This window comes from Candidatus Albibeggiatoa sp. nov. BB20 (assembly GCA_016744725.1).
Taxonomy (GTDB): domain Bacteria; phylum Pseudomonadota; class Gammaproteobacteria; order Beggiatoales; family Beggiatoaceae; genus Albibeggiatoa.
This window is the reverse complement of record JADGDW010000007.1, coordinates 22325-43955: the sequence shown is the minus strand read 5'-3', so window position 1 is coordinate 43955 and position 21631 is coordinate 22325. Positions and strand designations below refer to the sequence as shown.

The 21631-nt window shown below is 38.7% G+C and carries 20 protein-coding genes; 12 read left to right on the top strand and 8 right to left on the bottom strand.

Features of this window, described 5'->3' with window-relative positions; translation table 11 throughout:
• Positions 1-375: 375 nt before the first annotated feature.
• From phaE to rpoS, 4 genes are all read left to right on the top strand, one after another.
• Entirely contained in the window at positions 376-1482 is a 1107-nt protein-coding gene (gene phaE, locus ABXH34_RS01675) for a class III poly(R)-hydroxyalkanoic acid synthase subunit PhaE (RefSeq protein WP_353570116.1), read from the top strand.
• Positions 1483-1485: 3 nt separating this feature from the next.
• A complete protein-coding gene (locus ABXH34_RS01670; RefSeq protein ID WP_353570115.1) occupies positions 1486-2541 on the top strand; it encodes a class III poly(R)-hydroxyalkanoic acid synthase subunit PhaC in 1056 nt (351 codons plus the stop codon).
• A gap of 160 nt (positions 2542-2701) precedes the next feature.
• Positions 2702-3448: a peptidoglycan DD-metalloendopeptidase family protein gene (locus tag ABXH34_RS01665; RefSeq protein ID WP_353570114.1), complete on the top strand. Its 747-nt coding sequence runs from the start codon at positions 2702-2704 to the stop codon at positions 3446-3448.
• A gap of 37 nt (positions 3449-3485) precedes the next feature.
• Positions 3486-4436, top strand: a complete 951-nt coding sequence (rpoS, locus tag ABXH34_RS01660; protein ID WP_353570113.1) for an RNA polymerase sigma factor RpoS — start codon at positions 3486-3488, stop codon at positions 4434-4436.
• A 212-nt stretch (positions 4437-4648) separates the two neighbouring features.
• Here the strand turns inward: rpoS and ABXH34_RS01655 are convergent, their stop codons facing one another.
• On the bottom strand, positions 4649-5788 hold the full coding sequence (locus ABXH34_RS01655; protein ID WP_353570112.1) for a class I SAM-dependent methyltransferase: 1140 nt from the start codon (positions 5786-5788) through the stop codon (positions 4649-4651).
• A 49-nt stretch (positions 5789-5837) separates the two neighbouring features.
• Between ABXH34_RS01655 and ABXH34_RS01650 the strand changes: the two genes are divergently transcribed.
• The 3 genes from ABXH34_RS01650 (at position 5838) to ABXH34_RS01640 (ending at position 8948) form a co-directional block, all read left to right on the top strand.
• Positions 5838-6587: a pteridine reductase gene (locus ABXH34_RS01650; protein WP_353570111.1), complete on the top strand. Its 750-nt coding sequence runs from the start codon at positions 5838-5840 to the stop codon at positions 6585-6587.
• 94 nt (positions 6588-6681) lie between these two features.
• Positions 6682-7788: a chorismate synthase gene (aroC, locus tag ABXH34_RS01645; RefSeq protein WP_353570110.1), complete on the top strand. Its 1107-nt coding sequence runs from the start codon at positions 6682-6684 to the stop codon at positions 7786-7788.
• Positions 7788-8948, top strand: a complete 1161-nt coding sequence (locus tag ABXH34_RS01640) for an MFS transporter (protein ID WP_353570109.1) — start codon at positions 7788-7790, stop codon at positions 8946-8948. The genes aroC and ABXH34_RS01640 overlap by 1 nt, the downstream gene beginning before the upstream one ends.
• Positions 8949-9302: 354 nt before the next feature.
• Here ABXH34_RS01640 and ABXH34_RS01635 read toward each other — a convergent pair whose 3' ends face one another.
• From ABXH34_RS01635 to ABXH34_RS01625, 3 genes are all read right to left on the bottom strand, one after another.
• The gene (locus ABXH34_RS01635) at positions 9303-9761 is read right to left on the bottom strand and encodes a DUF4381 domain-containing protein (protein ID WP_353570108.1); all 459 of its coding nucleotides are present in this window, start codon (positions 9759-9761) and stop codon (positions 9303-9305) included.
• A complete protein-coding gene (locus ABXH34_RS01630; RefSeq protein WP_353570107.1) occupies positions 9758-10672 on the bottom strand; it encodes a DUF58 domain-containing protein in 915 nt (304 codons plus the stop codon). Before ABXH34_RS01630 ends, ABXH34_RS01635 begins: the two co-directional genes overlap by 4 nt.
• A 115-nt stretch (positions 10673-10787) precedes the next feature.
• The gene (locus tag ABXH34_RS01625; RefSeq protein ID WP_353570106.1) at positions 10788-11117 is read right to left on the bottom strand and encodes a hypothetical protein; all 330 of its coding nucleotides are present in this window, start codon (positions 11115-11117) and stop codon (positions 10788-10790) included.
• A 641-nt stretch (positions 11118-11758) separates the two neighbouring features.
• On the opposite strand from ABXH34_RS01625, the gene ABXH34_RS01620 reads away from it, so the two are divergent.
• On the top strand, positions 11759-13213 hold the full coding sequence (locus ABXH34_RS01620) for a hypothetical protein (RefSeq protein WP_353570105.1): 1455 nt from the start codon (positions 11759-11761) through the stop codon (positions 13211-13213).
• Between the two features lie 258 nt (positions 13214-13471).
• On the opposite strand, the gene ABXH34_RS18720 is transcribed toward ABXH34_RS01620, so the two are convergent.
• The 3 genes from ABXH34_RS18720 to rpoZ form a co-directional block, all read right to left on the bottom strand.
• Entirely contained in the window at positions 13472-13627 is a 156-nt protein-coding gene (locus ABXH34_RS18720) for a GltB/FmdC/FwdC-like GXGXG domain-containing protein (RefSeq protein ID WP_502710389.1), read from the bottom strand.
• Between the two features lie 335 nt (positions 13628-13962).
• Positions 13963-16170 (bottom strand): RelA/SpoT family protein, encoded by a 2208-nt coding sequence (locus ABXH34_RS01615; protein WP_353570104.1) that lies wholly within the window; start codon positions 16168-16170, stop codon positions 13963-13965.
• A 3-nt stretch (positions 16171-16173) separates the two neighbouring features.
• Entirely contained in the window at positions 16174-16389 is a 216-nt protein-coding gene (gene rpoZ / locus ABXH34_RS01610; protein ID WP_353570103.1) for a DNA-directed RNA polymerase subunit omega, read from the bottom strand.
• 312 nt (positions 16390-16701) lie between these two features.
• On the opposite strand from rpoZ, the gene cysM reads away from it, so the two are divergent.
• Complete coding sequence (gene cysM, locus ABXH34_RS01605) at positions 16702-17595, top strand: cysteine synthase CysM (RefSeq protein ID WP_502710388.1); 894 nt, start codon at positions 16702-16704, stop codon at positions 17593-17595.
• A 169-nt stretch (positions 17596-17764) separates the two neighbouring features.
• Here cysM and ABXH34_RS01600 read toward each other — a convergent pair whose 3' ends face one another.
• On the bottom strand, positions 17765-18142 hold the full coding sequence (locus ABXH34_RS01600) for a DUF423 domain-containing protein (protein WP_353570101.1): 378 nt from the start codon (positions 18140-18142) through the stop codon (positions 17765-17767).
• 60 nt (positions 18143-18202) lie between these two features.
• On the opposite strand from ABXH34_RS01600, the gene ispB reads away from it, so the two are divergent.
• The 3 genes from ispB (at position 18203) to ABXH34_RS01585 (ending at position 21578) form a co-directional block, all read left to right on the top strand.
• Complete coding sequence (gene ispB / locus ABXH34_RS01595) at positions 18203-19171, top strand: octaprenyl diphosphate synthase (protein ID WP_353570124.1); 969 nt, start codon at positions 18203-18205, stop codon at positions 19169-19171.
• Between the two features lie 728 nt (positions 19172-19899).
• A complete protein-coding gene (locus tag ABXH34_RS01590; RefSeq protein ID WP_353570100.1) occupies positions 19900-20718 on the top strand; it encodes a lipase family alpha/beta hydrolase in 819 nt (272 codons plus the stop codon).
• A gap of 2 nt (positions 20719-20720) precedes the next feature.
• On the top strand, positions 20721-21578 hold the full coding sequence (locus ABXH34_RS01585) for a DMT family transporter (protein WP_353570099.1): 858 nt from the start codon (positions 20721-20723) through the stop codon (positions 21576-21578).
• Positions 21579-21631 lie beyond the last annotated feature (53 nt).

The window sequence follows — 21631 nt, the reverse complement described above, 5'->3', positions numbered from 1 at the left end:
TGTATGAATATAATTTTCTTAACATAAGTCGTGATTTCCCATCTCAAACGCTTTCTAATTAACGTCTTTTCGAGTATTTTTATATCTAAAATCATAACACGAAGCAATTTAGGCATCTAAGCTATTTTTATTGAAATAGTTGCCATGGTATTTTTTGCTTTGCGGTAAACAGGTCACCAAATGATAGTGTGAAAATAATCAGTGGTGAAGTAAAATAAACCGACAATAATTTCAACTCCAAGAGCTTGTATTGAATGGAGATCGATTGCTTAAAATTCTATTGCTATTATGAGATAAAGGGTTAAAATTTGACATGTATTGCACTGCAATAATACACATGATAGGATGCTGCGTAAGAAAATAGGGTAAAGCTTTATGACTGACGAAACCAACACCGATTGGTTAAAATTGCAACAGCAGTATTGGGATACCTACTTAAATATGACGCATCAGGCCATGCAGGATACAGCTAAAGCAGCGAAAAGCCATGAGCCAAATTCCTCGCCTTGGGTCAATACGCTGGATATTTATTGGAAAACCCTATCACCTCTAGTGCAACCAGAAGCCAAAGACGTTTTGGAGAAATTCATTACGCAAGGGCAGCAATTCTTCCATTTTGCCACCACGTTCTTAAAAGTATTCCATCAAGCACCACAAGATGATGATCCCGAATTATGGCAGCAATACTTTGATGAATTAAAGCAAAGCCTAGCTGATTTTACCAATGAGCAACATCAAGGTTTAAGCTTTTGGGAATTACCTATAGATCGTTGGCAACGGACTGTCAGCAGTCTATCTTCATTGCCTGAAGATTTTTTTCAAAACCTAAAACCAAATAATCTTGCTCAAGATATGCAGGAAAATATGCAACGCTGGCTATCAACACCGGGGATTAATAGCAACCATACACGAGAATGGCAAGCTCAATTACAAGAATCAACCCGCTTGTGGATGACTTACCAAAAAGCCCATCAAGAGTATCATAATATTTTAAGCCGAGTGGGTACGCGTACTGTTGATTTAATGCAAGAAAAAGCAGTAAAGTTACAGGAAAGCAGTAAAAAAGTTGAAAATTTGCGGCAACTGTATAATTTATGGATTGATTGTGGCGAAATAGCTTATGCTGAAATTGTTAATACAGATGAATATGCTGAAATCAATGCCCATTTAGTTAACACCTTGATGGCATGGAAAAAACATGAGCGCTGTATGATTGATGAAGTGCTAGGCTCAATGAATATGCCAACACGTAAAGAGTTAGATAGCTTACATTTACGTTTGCAGCAATTACGCCGAGAAACTCGAATTTTAAAAGCGAAGCAGTATGAAGAACGTATTGATAATTTAAAAGGTGAATTAGGTCAATTACGGGCAGAAATGGAAGCCCTAAAAAAACAAGTGAATACACCGAAAAAGACCACCACCCGTCGTCGCACTACACGCAAAGTATCTGACGCACCACAATCCAAAACAGGAGAGTAAGCTGTGTTCCCTTTGTTTATCAGTCCAGAACAAGCCATACAAGACATGTTGGAATTCCAAAAGAAACTTGGTGAAGGGCTGACAACATTAACCCAAATTGAAGAATTCGACGTAGGCACAACGCCTAAAGAAGCGGTTTATCATGAAGATAAATTGACCTTATACCGCTATAAACCTGTTGTTGATAATCCTAATCCTATCCCTATTTTAATAGTATATGCACTGGTTAATCGACCTTATATGCTTGATTTACAGCCTGACCGTTCTTTGATTAAAAATTTATTAGCTCAAGGCCAAGATATTTACTTGATTGATTGGGGCTACCCTGATGGTGCGGATCGCTATTTGACTTTAGCTGATTATATTAATGGTTATATTCATCGTTGTGTCAAAGCGGTTTGTAAAAGACATGGTATTGAAAAAATCAATATACTTGGGGTTTGTCAAGGTGGTGCATTGAGTTTAAGTTATAGCTCGATTCATCCTACTCGGGTCAATAAATTGATAACAATGGTAACGCCTGTGGACTTTCATACGCCAGATAATTTGCTGAGCCATTGGGTAAATAAGTTAGACGTTGATATGTTAGTTGATACTTTGGGCAATATTCCGGGTGAATTATTAAACTGGACCTTTTTATCAATGAAGCCATTTCGGCTGACGGGTCAAAAATATTTAGATATGTTAGACAATTTATCTGATTCGACTGCTGCGGCTAATTTTTTACGAATGGAAAAGTGGATTTTTGATAGCCCAGACCAAGCTGGTGAAACCTTTAGAGAATTTGTTAAGCAGTTTTTCCAAAATAATGGCTTGATTAAAGGCAAAGTATGTATTGGAGAACATCCTGTTGATTTGAAAAATATCACCATGCCTGTGTTTAATATTTACGCCTCAGATGACCATATTGTACCACCATCTGCATCGAAAGCCTTAGGCCGATTCATTGGGACAGAAGATTATACCGAACTAGTATTTAAAGGCGGACACATTGGGATTTATGTCAGTGGTAGAGCGCAAAAGCAAATACCTACAGCCATTACAAAATGGTTGGGTTGATAAGACTATCTGTTGGATTATTGAGCTTTAAAGTAAATTAAAATAACCAATCTATCGTCAATCGCTTAAATTTCTGTTTACCTAAACCTCAACTTATTTTAGAGTAGCTTGTATAAACGCCGCTCTCCCAATATTGATGACATGATTTAGGTAAATAGCCGTGATTCCTTTAATACGTATTGTTCTTATTACTTTGTTGATTTCAGCCTGCTCGATTGTTCCTTTTACCTCTCAACCTGAAAAGACAACTCCCCAACAACCGCAACCTAATTACCAATCTCAAGCCAATATTGCTTATCGGGTGCAACGAGGTGATACACTTTCATCGATTGCAAAACGATTTCGCATTGCTCAAAATACCATTGCTCAGCTAAACCGCTTACGCCCGCCTTACACCATTTATGTTAACCAAGTGTTGAAAATTCCCGTTCAAAATCAGCGTGCTTCGAATAATTCAGGTCAGCTTAAAACGGTATATCGAGGAAAAAAAACCGTCACAGCCCCTAAAACTAGCCACAATAATAACAAACAATGCGCACCGATGCCTCGCTGGTCATGGCCAACTCGTGGTAATGTAGAACGCACTGTTTCACAAACAGGCAAAGGTTCGGGGATTAATATATTAGGCAAGTTAGGGCAGAACATCTCAGCATCCGCCGCAGGCACAGTGGCTTTTAGTGGAGCAGGGCCTAAAGGTTATCAAAATCTTATTATTATTCAACATAGTAGTAGCCTACTCAGTGTGTATGGACATAATCGTCATTTGTGGGTGCGCAAAGGACAAAAAGTACAAGCTGGTCAGAAAATTGCTCAAATGGGATTAGATACACGACGACGACCAGTAGTCCATTTTGAGATACGTTGTCATAATAAAGCGGTTGAACCTTTGATTTATCTGCCCAAATAGATAGATAAATTAAGCTTATTTTTAGAGGTGGGTAGTTATGGAAGAGGAGAACTTAGCCGAAAGCATGGATAATGTTGAAACGGCTGAAAATAATCCCACAACAAAGCAAGAACCAGCACCTGCTGCAACTCACCACATCAATGGTATGGTTGAAGCTGAACGAGATGCAACACGAATTTATTTAAATGAAATTGGTTTTACGCCTTTATTAACACCAGAGGAGGAAGTGTTATATGGGCGACGTGCGCGTAAAGGAGATATGGCAGCACGCAGTAAAATGATTGAGGCCAATTTACGTTTAGTGGTTAAAATTGCACGGCGTTATATGAATCGTGGGCTTGCATTGTTGGATTTAATTGAAGAAGGCAATATTGGTTTAATTCGGGCGGTTGAAAAATTTGATCCTGAGAAAGGATTTCGGTTTTCAACTTATGCAACATGGTGGATTAAGCAAACCATTGATCGTGCGATCATGAATCAAACCCGCACTATTCGCTTGCCAATTCATGTAATTAAAGAAATCAATATTTATATTCGAGCTGCACGTGAACTTTCTCAAGTATTAGATCGAGAGCCCACGCCTGAGGATGTTGCCCAGCATCTGGATAAACCCATAGAAGAAGTAAAACGGATGTTGGGTTTAAACGAACGAGTGACTTCAGTTGATACGCCACGCGGTGTGGATTCAGAGAAATCACTATTAGACACTATTCCTGATGAACAAAACCCTGATCCTTCAATCTTGTTGCAAGATGCCGATATGGTGCAGCATATTGATTTGTGGTTATCACAATTAAACGATAAACAACGCATGGTTGTAGAGCGTCGTTTTGGGTTAGATGGAAATGAGGGAGCAACCTTGGAGCAAGTTGGGATTGAAATTGGGATTACACGGGAACGGGTACGCCAAATTCAGCTTGAAGCATTGCGCCGTTTGCGGGAAATTTTAGAAAAAGAAGGTTTTTCCGTCGATTCGCTGTTTCAATAGCTATTTAACCTGAGTTCGGTATAAGGAACTGTGTGTTTTATAAAATCAGTCACTTAGGAAGTTTAGAATAAAAATGACTGCTATATAACCAATTGATTTTAAAAATCTAAAAATTACATCAAACTCAGGTTACTTAGTTTTTTATATTATAGGATTGCCAATCCGTTGAGGAATGGCAATCCTAACAATTTATAACAGAAATACTTTTTAAATCAAGAAAATCCTAACAAAGGCTGTTCAAAATTCTTGGTCGCCAACGCCATCACTTTAAATGTTTCACCCATTTCCTGCGGCATCACAAGTACTTTAACTTGCTGACTGAAATTAAAATATTCCGTGCCCTCTTTATCTTCAATATTTTCCATGATTTGCAACAAACCACAACGCAATAAAAAATTGGCTTGATTACTATAACCCGCGACCTGTAAGCCATAATCAATACCCGCATTACCCACCGCAGTAAAATCAACATGTGCCGTAATATCTTGTAAACCAACATGAATCAATGGGTCAGCATGTGCATGATGCTTGTAATGACACATCAATGTACCCATACTACGCTGTGGATGATAGAAAACATCTTGTAAATAACCATAATCAATCAGTAATGCGACCCCAGATTCCAAACTGTCTGCAATCGCCTGAATCCAGCCTTTCACTTGTGGATTCATTTCAGATTCATAACCCGCAGGCAATTGATGTTTATCAACTAATGCTGTAATCTCTGCATTGTCATAAGCTTTTGTTTGCCATATAAATTGTTCATTTTCATCCACAGCAACATAAAAGGCTTCAATGCCTTGCTCTGCAACTTGGAATTTTTGAACCGGCATTGCGTCCAATACTTCATTTGCAATCACAAAGCCGCTGATTTTCTGCTCAGGCAAGGTGTTTAACCACTGCACCCGCTCAAGTAAATGCGGTACTTGTTTTTTGATAGTTTCTTGTTGTAATTGTTTTAAATCTGCACTCAGTTCTAAAATTAAATAGTGTTTAGGCACACAATTTAGCTGTTCTAAAGTTTGCAATAGTCCAGCCGCCAAAATACCTGAGCCTGCGCCAAATTCTAAAATAGTGTCATGTTTTTCGTGCTGTAAAACTTGCTGACATTGACGCGCAAGGGTTTGAGCAAATAGCGGTGATAATTCGGGTGCAGTAATAAAATCACCTTGTGCGCCAAATTTAAGTTTATTTCCCGTGTAATAGCCCAATTGTGGTTCATATAATGCGAGCTGCATAAACTCTGCAAAAGGGATTGCACCACCTGCATTGTGGATTTTTTGTATAATGACTTGTTTTAATTGTTGGCTATAAGCTTGTTCTGGAGCAGTCGGTTGTGGTAATTGAGACATGATTATTTTCAGTTTACGAATCGTATTTTAGACGTTAAGGAGAACGATAATGACAAAAGCTCTGCAAGATAAAGTTGCATTGATTACAGGAGGCGTGAAGCGTGTCGGGGCAGCAATTGCGCGGCAGCTACATGCAGAAGGTATGAAATTGGCTTTGCATTATCGACATTCGGAACAAGAAGCCCATGATATACAAGCCGAATTGAATAAGCAACGACCTGATTCAGTGATTTTATTACAAGCCGACTTGGGTCAAGTGGCAAAATTAAATAGCATGGTGCATCAAGTCATTGAATCTTTTGGGCAACTCGATGTGTTGGTAAATAATGCCTCTAGTTTTTATCCAACGCCCGTCGGTAAAATTGAAGAACGTGATTGGGATGAGTTAATGGGAAGCAATTTAAAAGCCCCGTTATTTTTATCACAGGCTGCCGCACCATACTTAATCAAATCAGAAGGTTGTATTGTTAATTTGGCTGATATTCATGCGGATCGACCGTTGAAAAAACATGCTGTCTATTGTTGTGCCAAAGCGGGTTTAGTGATGTTAACTAAGAGCTTAGGCCGTGATTTAGGCCCGCATGTTCGCGTTAATGCAGTTGCTCCCGGTGCAATTTTATGGCCTGAAAATGACACAATGGATGAAGTGACAAAACAGCGCATCATTTCTCAAATTGCCTTAAAACGTCATGGCAACCGTGAAGATATTGCAAAAACAGTGTTATTTTTAATCCGAGATGCGGGCTATATCACGGGGCAAGTGATTCCTGTTGATGGCGGACGCTCTTTGGGGCAATAGCAATCATGTTAATGTTAAACATTAACTATGTATCGCACAGATAATTGTTCGCTGTATAATGCTTGACTTTAGAAATAACAAACTATAAAAAATTATGTCTGGCAATACTTATGGAAAATTATTCAGCGTCACCACGTTTGGCGAAAGTCACGGCGCAGCATTAGGCGGCATTGTAGATGGTTGTCCACCAAATTTAGTACTTTCAGAAGCAGATTTGCAGGATGATTTAGACCGCCGAAAGCCGGGCACATCACGCCATACAACCCAACGCCGAGAAGATGACCAAGTCAAAATTCTATCGGGTATCTTTGAGGGCAAAACAACAGGTTGTCCGATTGGTTTAGTGATTGAAAATACCGATCAACGTTCGAAAGATTACGGCAAGATTAAAGATACCTTTCGTCCGGGGCATGCTGATTACACCTATCAACAAAAATATGGATTTCGAGATTATCGTGGCGGCGGCCGTTCCTCAGCGCGTGAAACCGCGATTCGAGTCGCGGCAGGTGGTATTGCCAAAAAGTATTTAAAACAAACTTATGGCATGGAAATTCGGGCTTACTTATCGCAATTAGGCACAATTAATACCGTAACAGACAATTTTGATTGGGCACAAATTGAACAAAATGCGTTTTTCTGTCCTGATAATAATAAAGTTCAAGCTTTAGAAGATTACATGGATGCGTTGCGTAAAGAAGGCAATTCGGTTGGCGCGAAAGTGTCCGTAGTGGCGAATAATGTACCTGTTGGTTTGGGTGAGCCGATTTTTGATCGTTTGGATGCTGAAATTGCTCATGCGATGATGAGTATTAATGCGGTTAAAGGTGTTGAAATTGGTGACGGTTTTGGTTGTGTTGAAGCCAAAGGGACTGATTTTCGCGATGAAATGACTCCAGAAGGCTTTTTATCTAATCATGCAGGCGGCATTCTAGGTGGGATTTCTTCTGGGCAAGATATTGTTGCTCACGTCGCGCTAAAACCGACTTCAAGTATTCGTATTCCCGGACAATCCGTTGATATTAATGGCCAATCGGCAGAAGTGATTACCACAGGTCGACATGATCCTTGTGTTGGGATTCGTGCAGTTCCAATCGTTGAAGCGATGCTGGCATTGGTGCTGATGGATCATGTATTACGCCATCAAGCGCAAAATTCTGCGGTACAATCACAAACTCCTGTGATTCCTGCTAGCATTAATTGATGAACGGCATACCCTATTGGCGGCTGTCCAATTTCTATTTTTTCTATTTTGCCTCATTAGGCGGCTTAATGCCTTTCTGGGGCTTATATTTACAAAATATAGGCTTTAACTCTCAACAAATTGGTGAGTTAGTCGCTATTTTACTGGTTACTAAATTAGTTGCCCCAAATATTTGGGGATGGGTAGCAGATGTCAGTGGCAAGTATTTGGTCTGGGTGCGCTGGGGTGCTTTATTATCATTTATTAGTTTTGCAGGCCTTGTGCTTGATGACAGTTATTGGTGGTATGTGTTTATTATCGCGTTATTTAGCTTTTTCTGGAATGCCGTTTTACCACTGATTGAAACCACCACGTTTGCCTATTTAGGTGATAATGCCAAACGTTATAGCCATATTCGCTTATGGGGTTCCGTTGGATTTGTGTTTACTGTCATTGGTTTAGGTTTGTTTTTCGAACATTTCAGTATTCTTTGGTTGCCCTATTTACTTCTTTTGTTATTTATCGGTATTTGGCTGAGCAGCTTAATCATTCCTGAAAAAATTGTTCATACATCCCCACAAGAACAAGTTTCTCTTTCTCAAATCGCATTTCGTCCTGAAGTGATTGCGCTATTTATGGTTTTTTTGCTGCTACAAATGAGTCATAGCCCTTATTATATTTTTTATTCTATTTATTTAGAAGATTATGCTTATAGTCGTGATGTGATCGGTTGGATGTGGGCATTGGGTGTGATTGCCGAAGTGGGTTTGTTTGCGATTTCTTATTGGTTACTTAAACGGTTTTCTTTAGCCTATTTGTTGACTTTTACTTGTCTGATTACCGCTCTGCGCTGGTGGTTAATTGCTAATTTTGTTACGTCATTTCCGATTCTGGTTTTTGCACAACTGTTTCATGCTATTAGTTTTGGCTTATATCACGCGGTCGCAATCCAATTGATTCATCAGTATTTTACAGGCAATTTAAAAAGCCGAGGCCAAGCCTTATACAGCAGTATCAGTTTTGGTGCGGGTGGTGCGTTAGGTAGTTATTTAAGTGGCTACTCATGGGAATATTTAGGGGCACACTGGACATATTATGCTGCAATGACATTATGCTTAGTGGCAGCAGCGATTAGTTTAATTTGGATTCGAGATAAGCATATTCAGGATTTTCGGTTTTAAATACTAAAATCACATTGAAACTGACTCTGTAATGACTGTTTGTAAATAGGCTATTGCCAAACGCCCCTATTTTATTCATGAGAGCAAAGCCAGTATCAATGCACACCATACTGAACTTCGTCTAAAAATGAACTTTAGTAGGGTGGAATAGCGCAGCGTTTTCCACCAAAGATGTTGGGCATTGAAAAGGTGGAATACGGTGAGTGATAATGAGTCCATACCTGATTAATATTCGGGGTGCATCTATTCCACCCTACATAAAAATTTAATACAAACGATTGATTTGTATTGATAAAAATTACTCGGCATGAGTAAAATCTTAAATTATAATAGCGCAGAGTATATATTCTGACTCTAAATCCAAGCATAAATCGCTTGATGTAACTGGCGTAATTGCACGCTATCTATTTCAGTTTCGGGTGGCATATAAGGTAATTTGACCAAAACGTGTCCCCGTTGTTGCCAATCAAATTGTTTTGGATCATGGTTTTGTAACCAATCTAACCAATCATCTCCATTTAAACTTGCACACGCTTCACGCCCATATTGTTGCATCGCAATCCAACGTAATAAACTGGCAATACGGTTTGCTTGTTCATAAGAACTTAAAGTTGGTTTATTAATCGCCTGCCACTCTAATTTTGCTGTTTTACGCCATAGATTGGCTTTTTTACGTTTTTTTCTGGAAAACCAGAATCTGCTTAACAGAACAATTGCCAATAAAGCAGCTAAAATGACCAACCACCAGCCTAATGGTAAGGGATACCAGGATATAGTATCTAAACCATGAATATCACGTAGTTCTGGGTTCATCGGTGGGCTAACTCCTGTCGCATTCTTTGGCGTAAACCTGTTAATAAACTATCATGCACCTCATCATCAGTCGCAATTGAAATCAAGTCTAAACTCAGCCGATGCGCTAGCTGTTCTAAATTTTGCTGTCTGTGTTGCCAAGCGAGATGATAGCGTTGCAAACCCTGTTTTATATCTGTATTCACCGTCAGTTTTTGATTATCAAGATTATTAAAGTTAACTTGGCCAATGGCAGGTAAATCATAGTCAGCCTGATCCACAATATGAATTAAAACCACTTCATGCTGTTGATGAATTTGGGTGAGGGCTTTTTTGAGTTTGTCCGCTGCAATTTGATGTAAATCCGCAATAATAAAAATCAATGCTCCCGTCGGCGTACTGCGACTTAGCATTTCCAGTGCTTGGGCTAAATCTACCGTTTCAGCACTGATTTGAGGAGTTTGGGTAAATTGGCGTAATAAACGACCAAATTCACGCTGTGAGCGTTGCGGTCTAAAAAATAAAGGCTTGGCTTGTCCAAACAGTAAACCGCCTACTTTATCGCCATGGCCGTTAGCACTCCAACCAAGAAGAGCTGTAGTATAACTAGCTTGAATAGATTTGAATGTACCACGTGTACCAAATTGCATGTGCGAGCCAATATCGACACACAGCACAACATGACGTTCTCGTTCTTCACGGTAAACTTTTAAATAGGGTTTGCGCATCCGAGCCGTGACACGCCAATCAATATTGCGAATTTCATCGCCATAACGATATTCGCGCACTTCGTCAAAATCCATACCTTGACCACGAAACACCGAAGCATATAAACCACTCAGGGGTGTTTGTACTCGTTGGCCTGTATGTAAGCCAATTTGTTGTGCTTGATGACGTAAAGCAAGTAAATCATCTAATTGTGGAACCAGCATAAGCAATCAAATTCAAGTGAATCACCAGTGCATAAATGGGGTATTTTGTTTTTATCTCAATATTAAATTGCTAAATTGATTAGAATTGAAGCGTTAATCTAATCATAGCCTTTTCCTATATTTTTGCTTTTGAAAGTAAATCGATCAAGTCATCTATTGCTTCATCAGATTTCATTGCTTTGCCTCGTGCCAGTGTATAAATAGATTGCAAAACTTCAGTGGTTAAGGAGCTTGCTGTACTCGAAATACGTTCAACGACTTCGCCCGCTTCATTCATAATATCTAAATGGTAATTTTGTTCATCTTTTTGAATCCCTACAAAATAATTAGGAAAAGAGGCTTGAAATGCTTCTGAACTAGCGGTGACTTCCCATGCTAGCTTACCTTTTTGGGAATTTTCATACACCAAATTGACTAGTTTTAATTTTTTTTCTTGGCTGCTCATAAATGGTTTCCTAAATAATGTGAGTGTAGTTCTAGGCTCTAAAAATTTACAATTGAATGAGTGTTATGCTGAGCTTATTCATTGTTTTGCTATTGTCTTATAAATTTACTATAAAAGTGTTCGTAATGCTCTTTCAGAGTATCATAATGTCCCCAGCCATCGGTTACATCTTTAACAATATCGTAGGTTTGCACTCCGAATTGAGGCAATAAAAGGTTAATTTTGGCATGTTCAATATTTCTAATAATAGACCTCTTTGCCTTTAAACATATTTTTCTAGTATAGCTGAGCTAAATAATACAACCTTAACACAGGATAAAGAGTGTTGAGTGTATAACTAATATAACTAAACAGCATCAATTTTCCAGAGAAGATGTAAGTTTGACATATTATATTCATAATAGTTACGATATACTGAAAAAAGCTTTATGGTCGACTTGGAATCGGCTCTGATTTCATGTACCTATCTTTCAAAATATCGTTTACTCAAGATAAATAAAAATATGTATCTTATTAATGGCAAAGCCAACAAATATTTTTCATCCTCCCCTTTTTCAATAGATTTGCGCCTTTTTAGCTTAATACTTAGCAGTCTATTTGCATGGGGTTGCGGTATATATGCTTACTTATACCTTCCATCAATGCTTATCGATGATGCTTATATCTACTTACATATTGCTAATAATATCCTCGATGTTGGCACCGCTCAATATTATCCTATTGTAAACAATGACAGCTTGCTAGCATCTTCTCCACTGCGTATGTTAATTCTCGTGCCTGCAACTGCTTTAGCACGTATATTTACCAGCAACGACTATAGCTTTTTTACTTCTCAACTGACTTTTGTTTTTTCTGGTCTATTAACAGCCTTACTATTTTTACCTTGGTTTTGGGGAAAATGGCAGTGGTTTTGGGCAGGTATGCTATTCAATGGCATTATGAGTGTTGCGACGCTTGTAACAGTATGGCAAATGGAAGGAGCTTTACTATTTTGGTGTATTTACACTTTAGCTTGGTTAGCTGTGCATAAACCATTATCAGCTCAAGTTATACGACAGATAGGCTATGTTTCTGGTTTACTCCTTTTTAGCCGTCCTGAATATGGTTTTGTCACATTATTAATCACCTATATTTCGCTTGCCTCCTCTAAACATCGTTGGACATGGCTACTGGCTTATACCCGTCCACTATTGATTATTGCTGTTGTTTGGATATTGCTTGCAGCTCTACTTCAAGTTTGGTTTATACCAACGAGTTATTTATCTAAAATTATGACTGGTAAATTAGACTTCTTCAGTGCAGATTTTGGTGATTTATTAGTAGATAACATCAGCTTTTATTTTTTTTACAACCTACTTATATTAACTGAAGAAAGTCGCCGTTATATTACAGTTATGATTATTGCAGTATTGGGCATATATGGGGTATTACTTAGTCGACAACATCGATTTTATTTATTGTATTGTATCGGATTTGTTTTGCTGACAGCTCTACTTTACCACAGCCCAGGAAATTACCTCTGGTATAATGAAAATTACTTTATTGCTATTACCACAATCAGCTTTTTTGTGATGATGCAAACCCTATTACAGCAACAAAAACATTACTTTTTGACTGGTATGAGCTTTATTTTAACTATGCTACTTACGGTTAGCGGGACAAGCCACCGATTTTTTCATATTCCAGTTAGTTATATTGAGAAAAATCATATTTATGAAAATATTGCAAAGCATCACCAAGGTCATGGATTATTTAAATTTCCAGATTTGTCTATAACTTATATCAGCATGATGGAAATTGGCGTTGTTTCTTATTTGGCAGGACCTACTATTTGGCTTGATGATAAAGGTGGGCTGGCACAAGCAGGCACTTTAGAAGGCACTCAACAATCATCACTTGCTATTTTCTACCCTAAACGATTGTTAATTAATGGTATGCCAGAAATTCAAACATTATGCCAACGAGATCAAATTGAACCTTGTTTGTTACATGACACTTGGGCAATGCAATCAGAAAACCCAGAAAAATACGTTGCATATTATTTTCCACAATACAAAATTGGTCTTAATCCAAAAGCATTGGCATTCATGCCCTAGGTATTCCACCAAAACTCTTTACTCAGTTTTATCTGTGACATTTAATCTCTTAAAACGGAACGTAGTAAAAAGCTGTATATGTACAGATTCCATTAGAAATCTTTCGCTATATTAATTTTGAGCTTGAAACTTGCTAAATCACAAAAAAACAATATTTTACAAGAATAATATTTTTCTCGTTCCACGCAATGCGTGGAATGTGTCATAGACACACTTGCGTCTTGATATTTTTTGTGGATGCTTGGTGGGTCAGTCATATCAAATGACGACGCACCATGTCGTCACAAATAAACTTTGACCTGCTGAGCCTTTCAAGTTTAACTCAATAGGCTTATCTGCCATGCCTAAGTTGCCGTGGGGTTTGGTAATTTCACCTAAAATTCGTGCACCGATCGTTCGGCTGTTTCGAGTTATTTGGCTTGTTTAATATGTGTTTTCATTACCACCAGATAAGAGTATGATAGAATCTTGTTAAACAACATATTCTGTAGACTTTGCCGTAAAATATGCGTAGTTCATTGACACTTTCTCCTACTAGAGCGACATTACCAGAATGCCCCATTTCCAATCTATCAATGCAGGCTTGTATACGTGCTTTGGCTCGACGGTCTCATAAGCCTTCAAACCATTTATTGAATATTTCTATTGTGCGAACTTCAATCATATGTAAACTACAGTTTGCAAATTAGAAGTTATCAATTGTGGCTTGTAGTTCTCTTCAACATAGTATTGGTAATCAGGAAAAGCATTTAATTTTTACAACGCTGTACCCGAGTAACAATATTTAATTGTTTTAAAGCCCGCATAATACTAGCTAAATGTTTTCGATTATTCACTGCGAGGCATAAGCGCAAAATACTAAACAAACCATCTTTATTTTCATTAGAAATATTTTCAATATTGACGTGCATATCCGCTAACAAGGCACTGATTTGTGCTAATACACCACGCTCATGTCTTACTTCCACGTGTATATCAACTAAGAATTCGCCCTTAATTTCTGGACTCCACGTTACCAGTAAAAATTTTTCTGGCTGAGTATGGCGAGCTGTTACCATGTTCTTACATTGGCTGGTATGAATCGCAATGCCTTTACCCGCAGAAGGATAGCCAATCACTTCATCCCCCGGAATAGGGCGGCAACAACGTGAAAATGAAACCACACGCCCTTCATCACCCGTAATCATCAATGGCTTCATTACATGAGAATCTTTTGACAACTGGTCTTTATCTGCATCAGGATCAAAGTGGCTTGCAACCACAATTGCCATCAAATTACCCAAACCAATTTCTTTTAACAAACAATCCCAACTGCCCATTTTAAAATATTGCACCAAATGTTCACGTTGAGCTGCTTCAACATTATCGGCAAACAAACCATACTTCAATAATTGTTTACTCAATAAACGCTTGCCTAAATCAATCGCCTTATTTGCATTCTGATTTTTCAAATAATGTACGATATGATTACGGGCTTTGGCACTGATGACAAAATCCAGCCAATCGGGACTTGGACGTGCCCATTCAGCGGTAGAGACTTCAACTGTTTGGCCACTTATCAGTGTGTTATATAATGGTGCATACTGACCATCAATTTTAATCGCAATACAGCGATTTCCCACCGCACTGTGAATGGAGTAAGCGAAATCTAAACCTGTAGCGCCTTTCGGTAATTGTTGAATTTTCCCTTTGGGCGTGAAAACATAGACTTCTTCTGGCAATAAATCATTTTTGACATGATTAATAAATTCCAGTGAATCTTCTACATTTTTCTGCATATCAACTAAGCCTTGAATCCAAGCCGCTGCTCGTTCGCGCGTTTGTTCAAAATCTGTATTATGCTGATTCTGTGTATCCAGCCGATTATATAAGCCATAAGCAGCAACACCATATTCAGTCAATTCGTGCATGGTTTGAGTACGGATATGTACTTCAATTTGTTGACCTTGCTGACCTGATTCTGCGCTTAAAACAATCGTATGTAATGATTGATAACCATTGAGTTTAGGAATTGCAATATAATCGCTAAAACATCCCAGCACAGGCTTATACAAACTGTGTACACCACCCAAAGCTCGGTAACAATTACCAACGCTATCAGTAATCACGCGAAAACCATAAGAACGGGTAATTTGCTGAAAAGTGCGGTATTTGCTGGATAAGATTAATTGTTTGGATTCACGAATTTTTTTATAAATTGTATAGGGATATTTGTCGCGCTCTTGAATTTCTAAATAGGATAAATCATAGGTTTCTAAGCGTTTCTTAAGGGCTTCATTAATTGATTTAAAGTGTTCGGCGCGTTTATCTCGAATCCGTGCCAAACGTTTTTTAATTATTTTGTAGCGTAATGGATATAAGGCCGCAAAACTTAAATCTTCCAATTCCAAACGTACATTATTCATACCTAAACGGCTGGCAATCGGGGCATAAATATCTAAAGTTTCTCTGGCAATACGCCGTCGAGAAGCGGGCTTCATCACCCCAATGGTGCGAATATTATGTAAACGGTCGGCTAATTTGATGATAATCACCCGAATATCCCGACTCATCGCCAAAACCATTTTTCGGAAACTTGCGGCTTGAGCTTGTTCACGGGTTTCAAATTCCATCCGATTCAGCTTGCTGACACCATCAACTAATTCCGCTATCGTCTCGCCAAATTCATCGATAATGGTTTGTTTGCTATTGCCTGTATCTTCAATGACATCATGCAGTAACGCTGCCGACAGAGCTTCCATATCCATGTGAAATTGTGCCAAATTATAAGCAACCGCAATTGGATGATGAATAAAATCCTCACCAGAACGGCGAATCTGTCCTTGATGTGCCTCAGTTGCAAAAGCGTAAGCACGGTAAACTTCTTGAACTTGTCCTTGTGGTAGATAACTTTCAAGTAGTTGGCATAAATCATTAATATAGAGACGTGGAGGTCCTATCGGTGGCGAGTCAGACATAACTTATTTAACCCTGCCTCCAGACTTGTCAGCAGTATCTTGAGTGATTTTGCCTTCTGCAATTTCACGTAATGCGATTACCGTTGGTTTATCTTTTTCTTCTGGGACAAGAGGCGTTGCACCCATTGAAATTTGGCGTGAGCGTTTACTGGCTAACAGCACCAGATTAAAGCGGTTATCGACATGATTTAAACAATCTTCAACAGTTAAACGTGCCATGAGGTATTGAATACTCCTTAAAATACGGTAGAGTGAAATCTTAACAAGTTAATTTATCAAGTCGGTAGCGAATTAGCAATGAGCAATTGTATTAAAAAGCGTTTAATTTAATAGTGAAATGCAAAATAGTTGTAGATTTACAGTATTGGTTGTTTTAGATAAATTTACAAGCTAGATAGGTATAAGTTAAGTCGCTTTAGAATATATAAAAAAGAGCTTGAATTAAAACATCTTTTGTTGAAAACCTATCTAAGCTACTCTAAATATGCTATAAAATTATTTTATTGATCCACATACGAGACATAATAAATGATGGACTTTCCTACAATAGAACAACATATTGGTCACACACCTTTAGTCCGCTTACAACGTTTAAATCCTAATCCTAAAAATACTGTATTGGTAAAATTAGAAGGTAATAATCCCGCAGGCTCAGTTAAAGATCGTCCAGCCTATAGCATGATTCAACAAGCTGGATTACGTGGTGATATTAAGCTGGGGGACACTTTAATTGAAGCAACCAGCGGTAATACTGGGATTGCATTGGCAATGGTTGCAGCCGTAAAAGGCTATCAGATGATTTTGATTATGCCAGAAAATATGAGTGTTGAGCGGAAAATGTTAATGAAAGCTTATGGGGCTGAAATCATTCTTGTGACTAAGGAAGAAGGGATTGAAGGTGCACGCGATTTAGCGATTAAAATGGAAGCTGAGGGCAAGGGTAGAATTCTTAATCAATTTGATAATGAAGATAATCCGCTGGCACATTATATGTCTACAGGTGAGGAAATTTGGCGCGACACCCAAGGTAAAGTGACTCATTTTGTCAGTTCCATGGGAACAACGGGTACGATTATGGGCACATCACGTTATTTGAAACAACAAAGTGCTGAGGTTGAAATTGTCGGGGTGCAACCTGCTGAAGGTGCAAGTATTCCCGGTATTCGTCGTTGGCCACAAGAATATTTACCTAAAATTTTTGATGCTTCGCGGGTTGATAGAATTATTGATGTCAATCAATATGATGCAGAGGAAACCACGCGTCAACTAGCCAAACAAGAGGGTATTTTGGGAGGAATTTCATCAGGTGGCGCGGTGGCAGCTGCGTTGCAATTATCTCAGCAAGTCAATGATGCGATTATTGTTGCTATCGTGTGTGACCGAGGTGATCGATATTTATCTACAGGTGTGTTTCCAGCAGAATAATATACATTATTTTTGCACAACTCATTTATGATGCTGAGCAGTCGTAGATTTACTGTAAATTGTTATATGACATTTTATATTGTAAGACAGCCCGTCCGAAAAATTGATACAAAAAACGGCAGCTCATATCATGAATGGGTAAAATCGATTGATTGAGGAAACGACGGAATTAACAATCTCGATAAGCTGCAACGGTTAAACTTAGCCAGCCTAGTAAAAAACTGATACCGCCGAATGGTGTGATAATGCCCAATTTACGGATTTCAGTCATTGCCAAAGCGTATAAACTACCGCAAAAAAGTATAATACCCGCCAGTAATAGCCAGCCAGATAATTTAAGAAATAATGAATTTTGGGCTTTTTGTGCTAAGATGCCAATACCGATTAGCCCCAGCGCGTGCATACTATGATATTGCACTCCTGTTTGATAAATTGCCATCAGGCTTTCAGATAAAATGGGTTTTAATCCATGTGCACCAAATGCACCCAGTGCCACAGCTAAAAACGCATTGAGACTACCTAAAATAATGAATGTTTGGCTCATCATACTTAAAATATAGCAAAACAATCACCTTACCACTAACTAGGACAAAATACTACAATCATGATGGATGTTGCAGCTATCCAACGCCTTATCAGTGATGATATGCAGGCAGTCAATGAGTTAATTCGTACTCGTCTACGTTCCGATGTTGTGTTGGTCAACCAAATTAGCCACTATATTATCAATAGCGGTGGCAAACGGTTGCGCCCCATGTTGCACCTGCTCTGTGCAAGAGCCTTGAATTATACAGGTCAACATCACATTACTTTAGCCACAGTGATTGAATTTATTCACACTTCAACTTTGCTACATGATGATGTGGTTGATGCTTCTGACATGCGTCGAGGCAAAGAAACGGCTAATAATATTTGGGGTAACGAGGCCAGTGTGTTAGTGGGTGATTTTTTATACTCACGCTCATTTCAAATGATGGTTGGCGTGCGTGATATGCGCGTCATGGATATTTTAGCCAATGCAACGAATGTGATTGCAGAAGGTGAAGTATTACAGCTATTGAATTGTCATGAACCCGATATTACCGAAGATGATTATTTACAAGTGATTCGTTCTAAAACCGCGAAATTATTTGAAGCGGCGGCACAACTCAGTGCAGTCATTGGTAATCACTCTGAGGAATATGAAACTGCAGTGTCTCATTTTGGTATGCACTTAGGTACAGCGTTCCAAATTGTTGACGATGCGCTTGACTACGGTTCAAGTTCCGAAGACATTGGTAAAAATATTGGTGATGATTTAGTCGAAGGTAAACCCACCTTACCCTTGATTTATGCTTTACGTTTAGGCACGCCAGAGCAGCAAAAGATTTTACGGGATGCGATTATTAATGGCGGTAAAGAATATATTGATGATGTGATTGCGGCAATTCGTGCAACACCCGCAATTGATTTAGCGATGGAAGCGGCACAAAAAGAAGCAGAATTAGCCGTCAATGCCTTAAAACCAATTCCTGACTCTGAATATAAACAAGCTCTACTAGCATTAGCCCATTTTTCAGTGCATCGAACTTACTAACTCACGTTACGCAAATCTGATTGCACAATATCTAGTATTTATAGTGTAGGGTGGAATAGCGCAGCGTTTTCCACCAATGAGGTAGCGGGTAACTATCGCAAAAGATGGAATACGATGTTGTGATGTTATCCAGATGTTTTGAGATACATCTATTCCACCCTACATAAATCATTCCATTTATGCGATCTCATTTTATCACTGCCATGAAGTTAAGTTTGCAGGAGCAGGATAAATCTTACACTCCAATAACTAAGAATTGTTCCAAAATAAGCATTTTTTCTTAACTTTACGGTTGTAATATGTAGGATATAGTCAGTTTCGTTTTGGGTATTAGGGACTGCCAGTTCTGTATCACTTTAAAATAAAACGACTATAGCAAGGTGTTTTCCACTGACTGTAGAATAGGAACATGGCGCATGATCGCTGACTCATTATATTCATTTTTGAGCCGTTCCTATATTCACCTTATATTTTTAAGTTTTTGGAAATTGTGCGTAAAAGACTGTATTTAAAACATTATTCAATTGATTTTATTGTTATTTATTAAATTAATTGTCCGAACTATTATTCAATTAAAAATGCGAAAAATACGTTCAAATAAAACCTGAAAAATAGAATCAATGAACGATAAAAAATATTATATTGTGGCGATTATGTGTTTCCATAATAATTCCTACAGCAGTGCCATGAGTTGAGGTGCTGTAAGTTCAACACTGTTGGAGGACATTATGCGTACTTATCAACTACTTATTACATGCTTTTTATTACTCAATTTAAACATAGCGACCGCAGGACAAGTATTAGTGCTGGTTCATGGTTACTGGAGTGAAGGCAGTGGCTGGCGAACTGCTGGCATTGTGTCACATTTACAGCAAGCAGGCTGGCAAGATCAAGGACATTTATTCGTTAATGCGGCATTGCCACCTACAGGTGCTGCCTATCCTTCTGACCGCCATTTATATACCATCACACTGCCTTCCGAAGCGCCACTTCCAATTCAATCCCAATGGTTAGATTACTTTTTAACAGGGATTCAAAAAGCCCATACTGATGATGAAATAATTCTAGTTGGACATTCTCTAGGTGGTGTGGTTGCACGTTTAAGTATGGTAAATGGACAGTTCCCAATTAAAGGCCTAATCACTATCGCTAGTCCGCATTTGGGCACAGATAAAGCTGAAATAGGCAAATGGATCGCTGACAGTCCACTGGGCTGGGTTACGCCATTAATCGGATTAGGTACAATTAATCGCTCGCGTGATTTATACTGGGATGTCAGTCGAGAATATCCTACTACACCATTGTTTCATCTGAATCGCACCTCACACCCTAAAGCACGTTATATTTCAATTGTGCGTGCCAATGAAGACAGCTTCTGGACAGCACTTGTACCTGCCTATAGCCAAGATATGAATAATATTCCTGCACTACGTGGGCACGCAATCACAGTGCCCAGTGCTGGTGGACATTATTTGCAACCTGCGGATGGGATTGCCTTAGTGAATTTACTCGCAACTCATTTCCCCGAATCGGAGACATCTAACTAACTGTGCCCTCACAATTTACCTTAGCCGTTTTCTTCGTATTAGCGGCTGAATTCTCATTTGCGTCTATGGCTGTCGTGGTCAAAATGGCAGCCTCTCACCTTCCAAATGAATCAATTGTGTTTTTCCGCAATTTTTTTGTGATGATGCTTTTGCTCCCATGGATATTACCTCAAGGTAAACAAAAGCTTGCCACAAACATTCCACACTTACATATACTACGCTCCTTATCGGGACTCAGTTCTATGTATTGTTATTACTATGCTATTGCTCACATACCCTTAAGTGAAGCGGCATTATTAAAACAAACTGCCCCGTTTTTTATCCCATTTATTACCTTTTTTTGGTTTGGGGAACAAATTTTTATGATGACAATCTGGGCTATATTGTTGGGTTTCATTGGTGTTATGGTGATTTTACGCCCTGATATTAATGTCTCCTCCATTGCATGGATCAGCGTATTAGGTAGTATGTTTGCCGCATTGAGTAAATCTAGCATTCAACGTATGTCCGCAACAGAGCCTAGTCTCCGAATCGTATTTTATTTTACTACGATAGGCTCGATAGTTTCGGCTGTTCCAATGACATGGGCATGGGTAACACCCAACTCTGAAGCCCTGATTTTAATGCTTTTACTTGGTGTTTTTGGTACGATTGCGCAGCTTTGTATGACCAAAGGCTTTAAACTTGCCCCAACTTCACAGCTTGCTGTTTTCACTTATGCCTCAATTATTTTTGCTACCATATACGGCTGGATTTTTTGGCATGAATGGATTGATTACCGCTTTTTTATGGGTTCAATTTTGATTTTTATTGCTGGCGTATTGATTACGTCAGCAAATAAACGTTATGCTAAAACTTGAGGTTTATAGGACTGCCAGTCCCTGATTGGCCATGCTTGTTAAAAACACATTGG

Coding starts and splice junctions, on each gene's coding strand:
- ABXH34_RS01625 (WP_353570106.1), bottom strand. CDS start 11,117: ATGAGCAGCCAAGAAAAAAAATTAAAACTAGTCAATTTGGTGTATGAA.
- ABXH34_RS01620 (WP_353570105.1), top strand. CDS start 11,759: ATGCTTATCGATGATGCTTATATCTACTTACATATTGCTAATAATATC.
- rpoS (WP_353570113.1), top strand. CDS start 3,486: ATGGAAGAGGAGAACTTAGCCGAAAGCATGGATAATGTTGAAACGGCT.
- aroC (WP_353570110.1), top strand. CDS start 6,682: ATGTCTGGCAATACTTATGGAAAATTATTCAGCGTCACCACGTTTGGC.
- ABXH34_RS01640 (WP_353570109.1), top strand. CDS start 7,788: ATGAACGGCATACCCTATTGGCGGCTGTCCAATTTCTATTTTTTCTAT.
- ABXH34_RS01650 (WP_353570111.1), top strand. CDS start 5,838: ATGACAAAAGCTCTGCAAGATAAAGTTGCATTGATTACAGGAGGCGTG.
- ispB (WP_353570124.1), top strand. CDS start 18,203: ATGGATGTTGCAGCTATCCAACGCCTTATCAGTGATGATATGCAGGCA.
- ABXH34_RS01615 (WP_353570104.1), bottom strand. CDS start 16,170: ATGTCTGACTCGCCACCGATAGGACCTCCACGTCTCTATATTAATGAT.
- ABXH34_RS01635 (WP_353570108.1), bottom strand. CDS start 9,761: ATGAACCCAGAACTACGTGATATTCATGGTTTAGATACTATATCCTGG.
- rpoZ (WP_353570103.1), bottom strand. CDS start 16,389: ATGGCACGTTTAACTGTTGAAGATTGTTTAAATCATGTCGATAACCGC.
- cysM (WP_502710388.1), top strand. CDS start 16,702: ATGGACTTTCCTACAATAGAACAACATATTGGTCACACACCTTTAGTC.
- ABXH34_RS01600 (WP_353570101.1), bottom strand. CDS start 18,142: ATGATGAGCCAAACATTCATTATTTTAGGTAGTCTCAATGCGTTTTTA.
- ABXH34_RS01655 (WP_353570112.1), bottom strand. CDS start 5,788: ATGTCTCAATTACCACAACCGACTGCTCCAGAACAAGCTTATAGCCAA.
- ABXH34_RS01630 (WP_353570107.1), bottom strand. CDS start 10,672: ATGCTGGTTCCACAATTAGATGATTTACTTGCTTTACGTCATCAAGCA.
- ABXH34_RS01590 (WP_353570100.1), top strand. CDS start 19,900: ATGCGTACTTATCAACTACTTATTACATGCTTTTTATTACTCAATTTA.
- phaE (WP_353570116.1), top strand. CDS start 376: ATGACTGACGAAACCAACACCGATTGGTTAAAATTGCAACAGCAGTAT.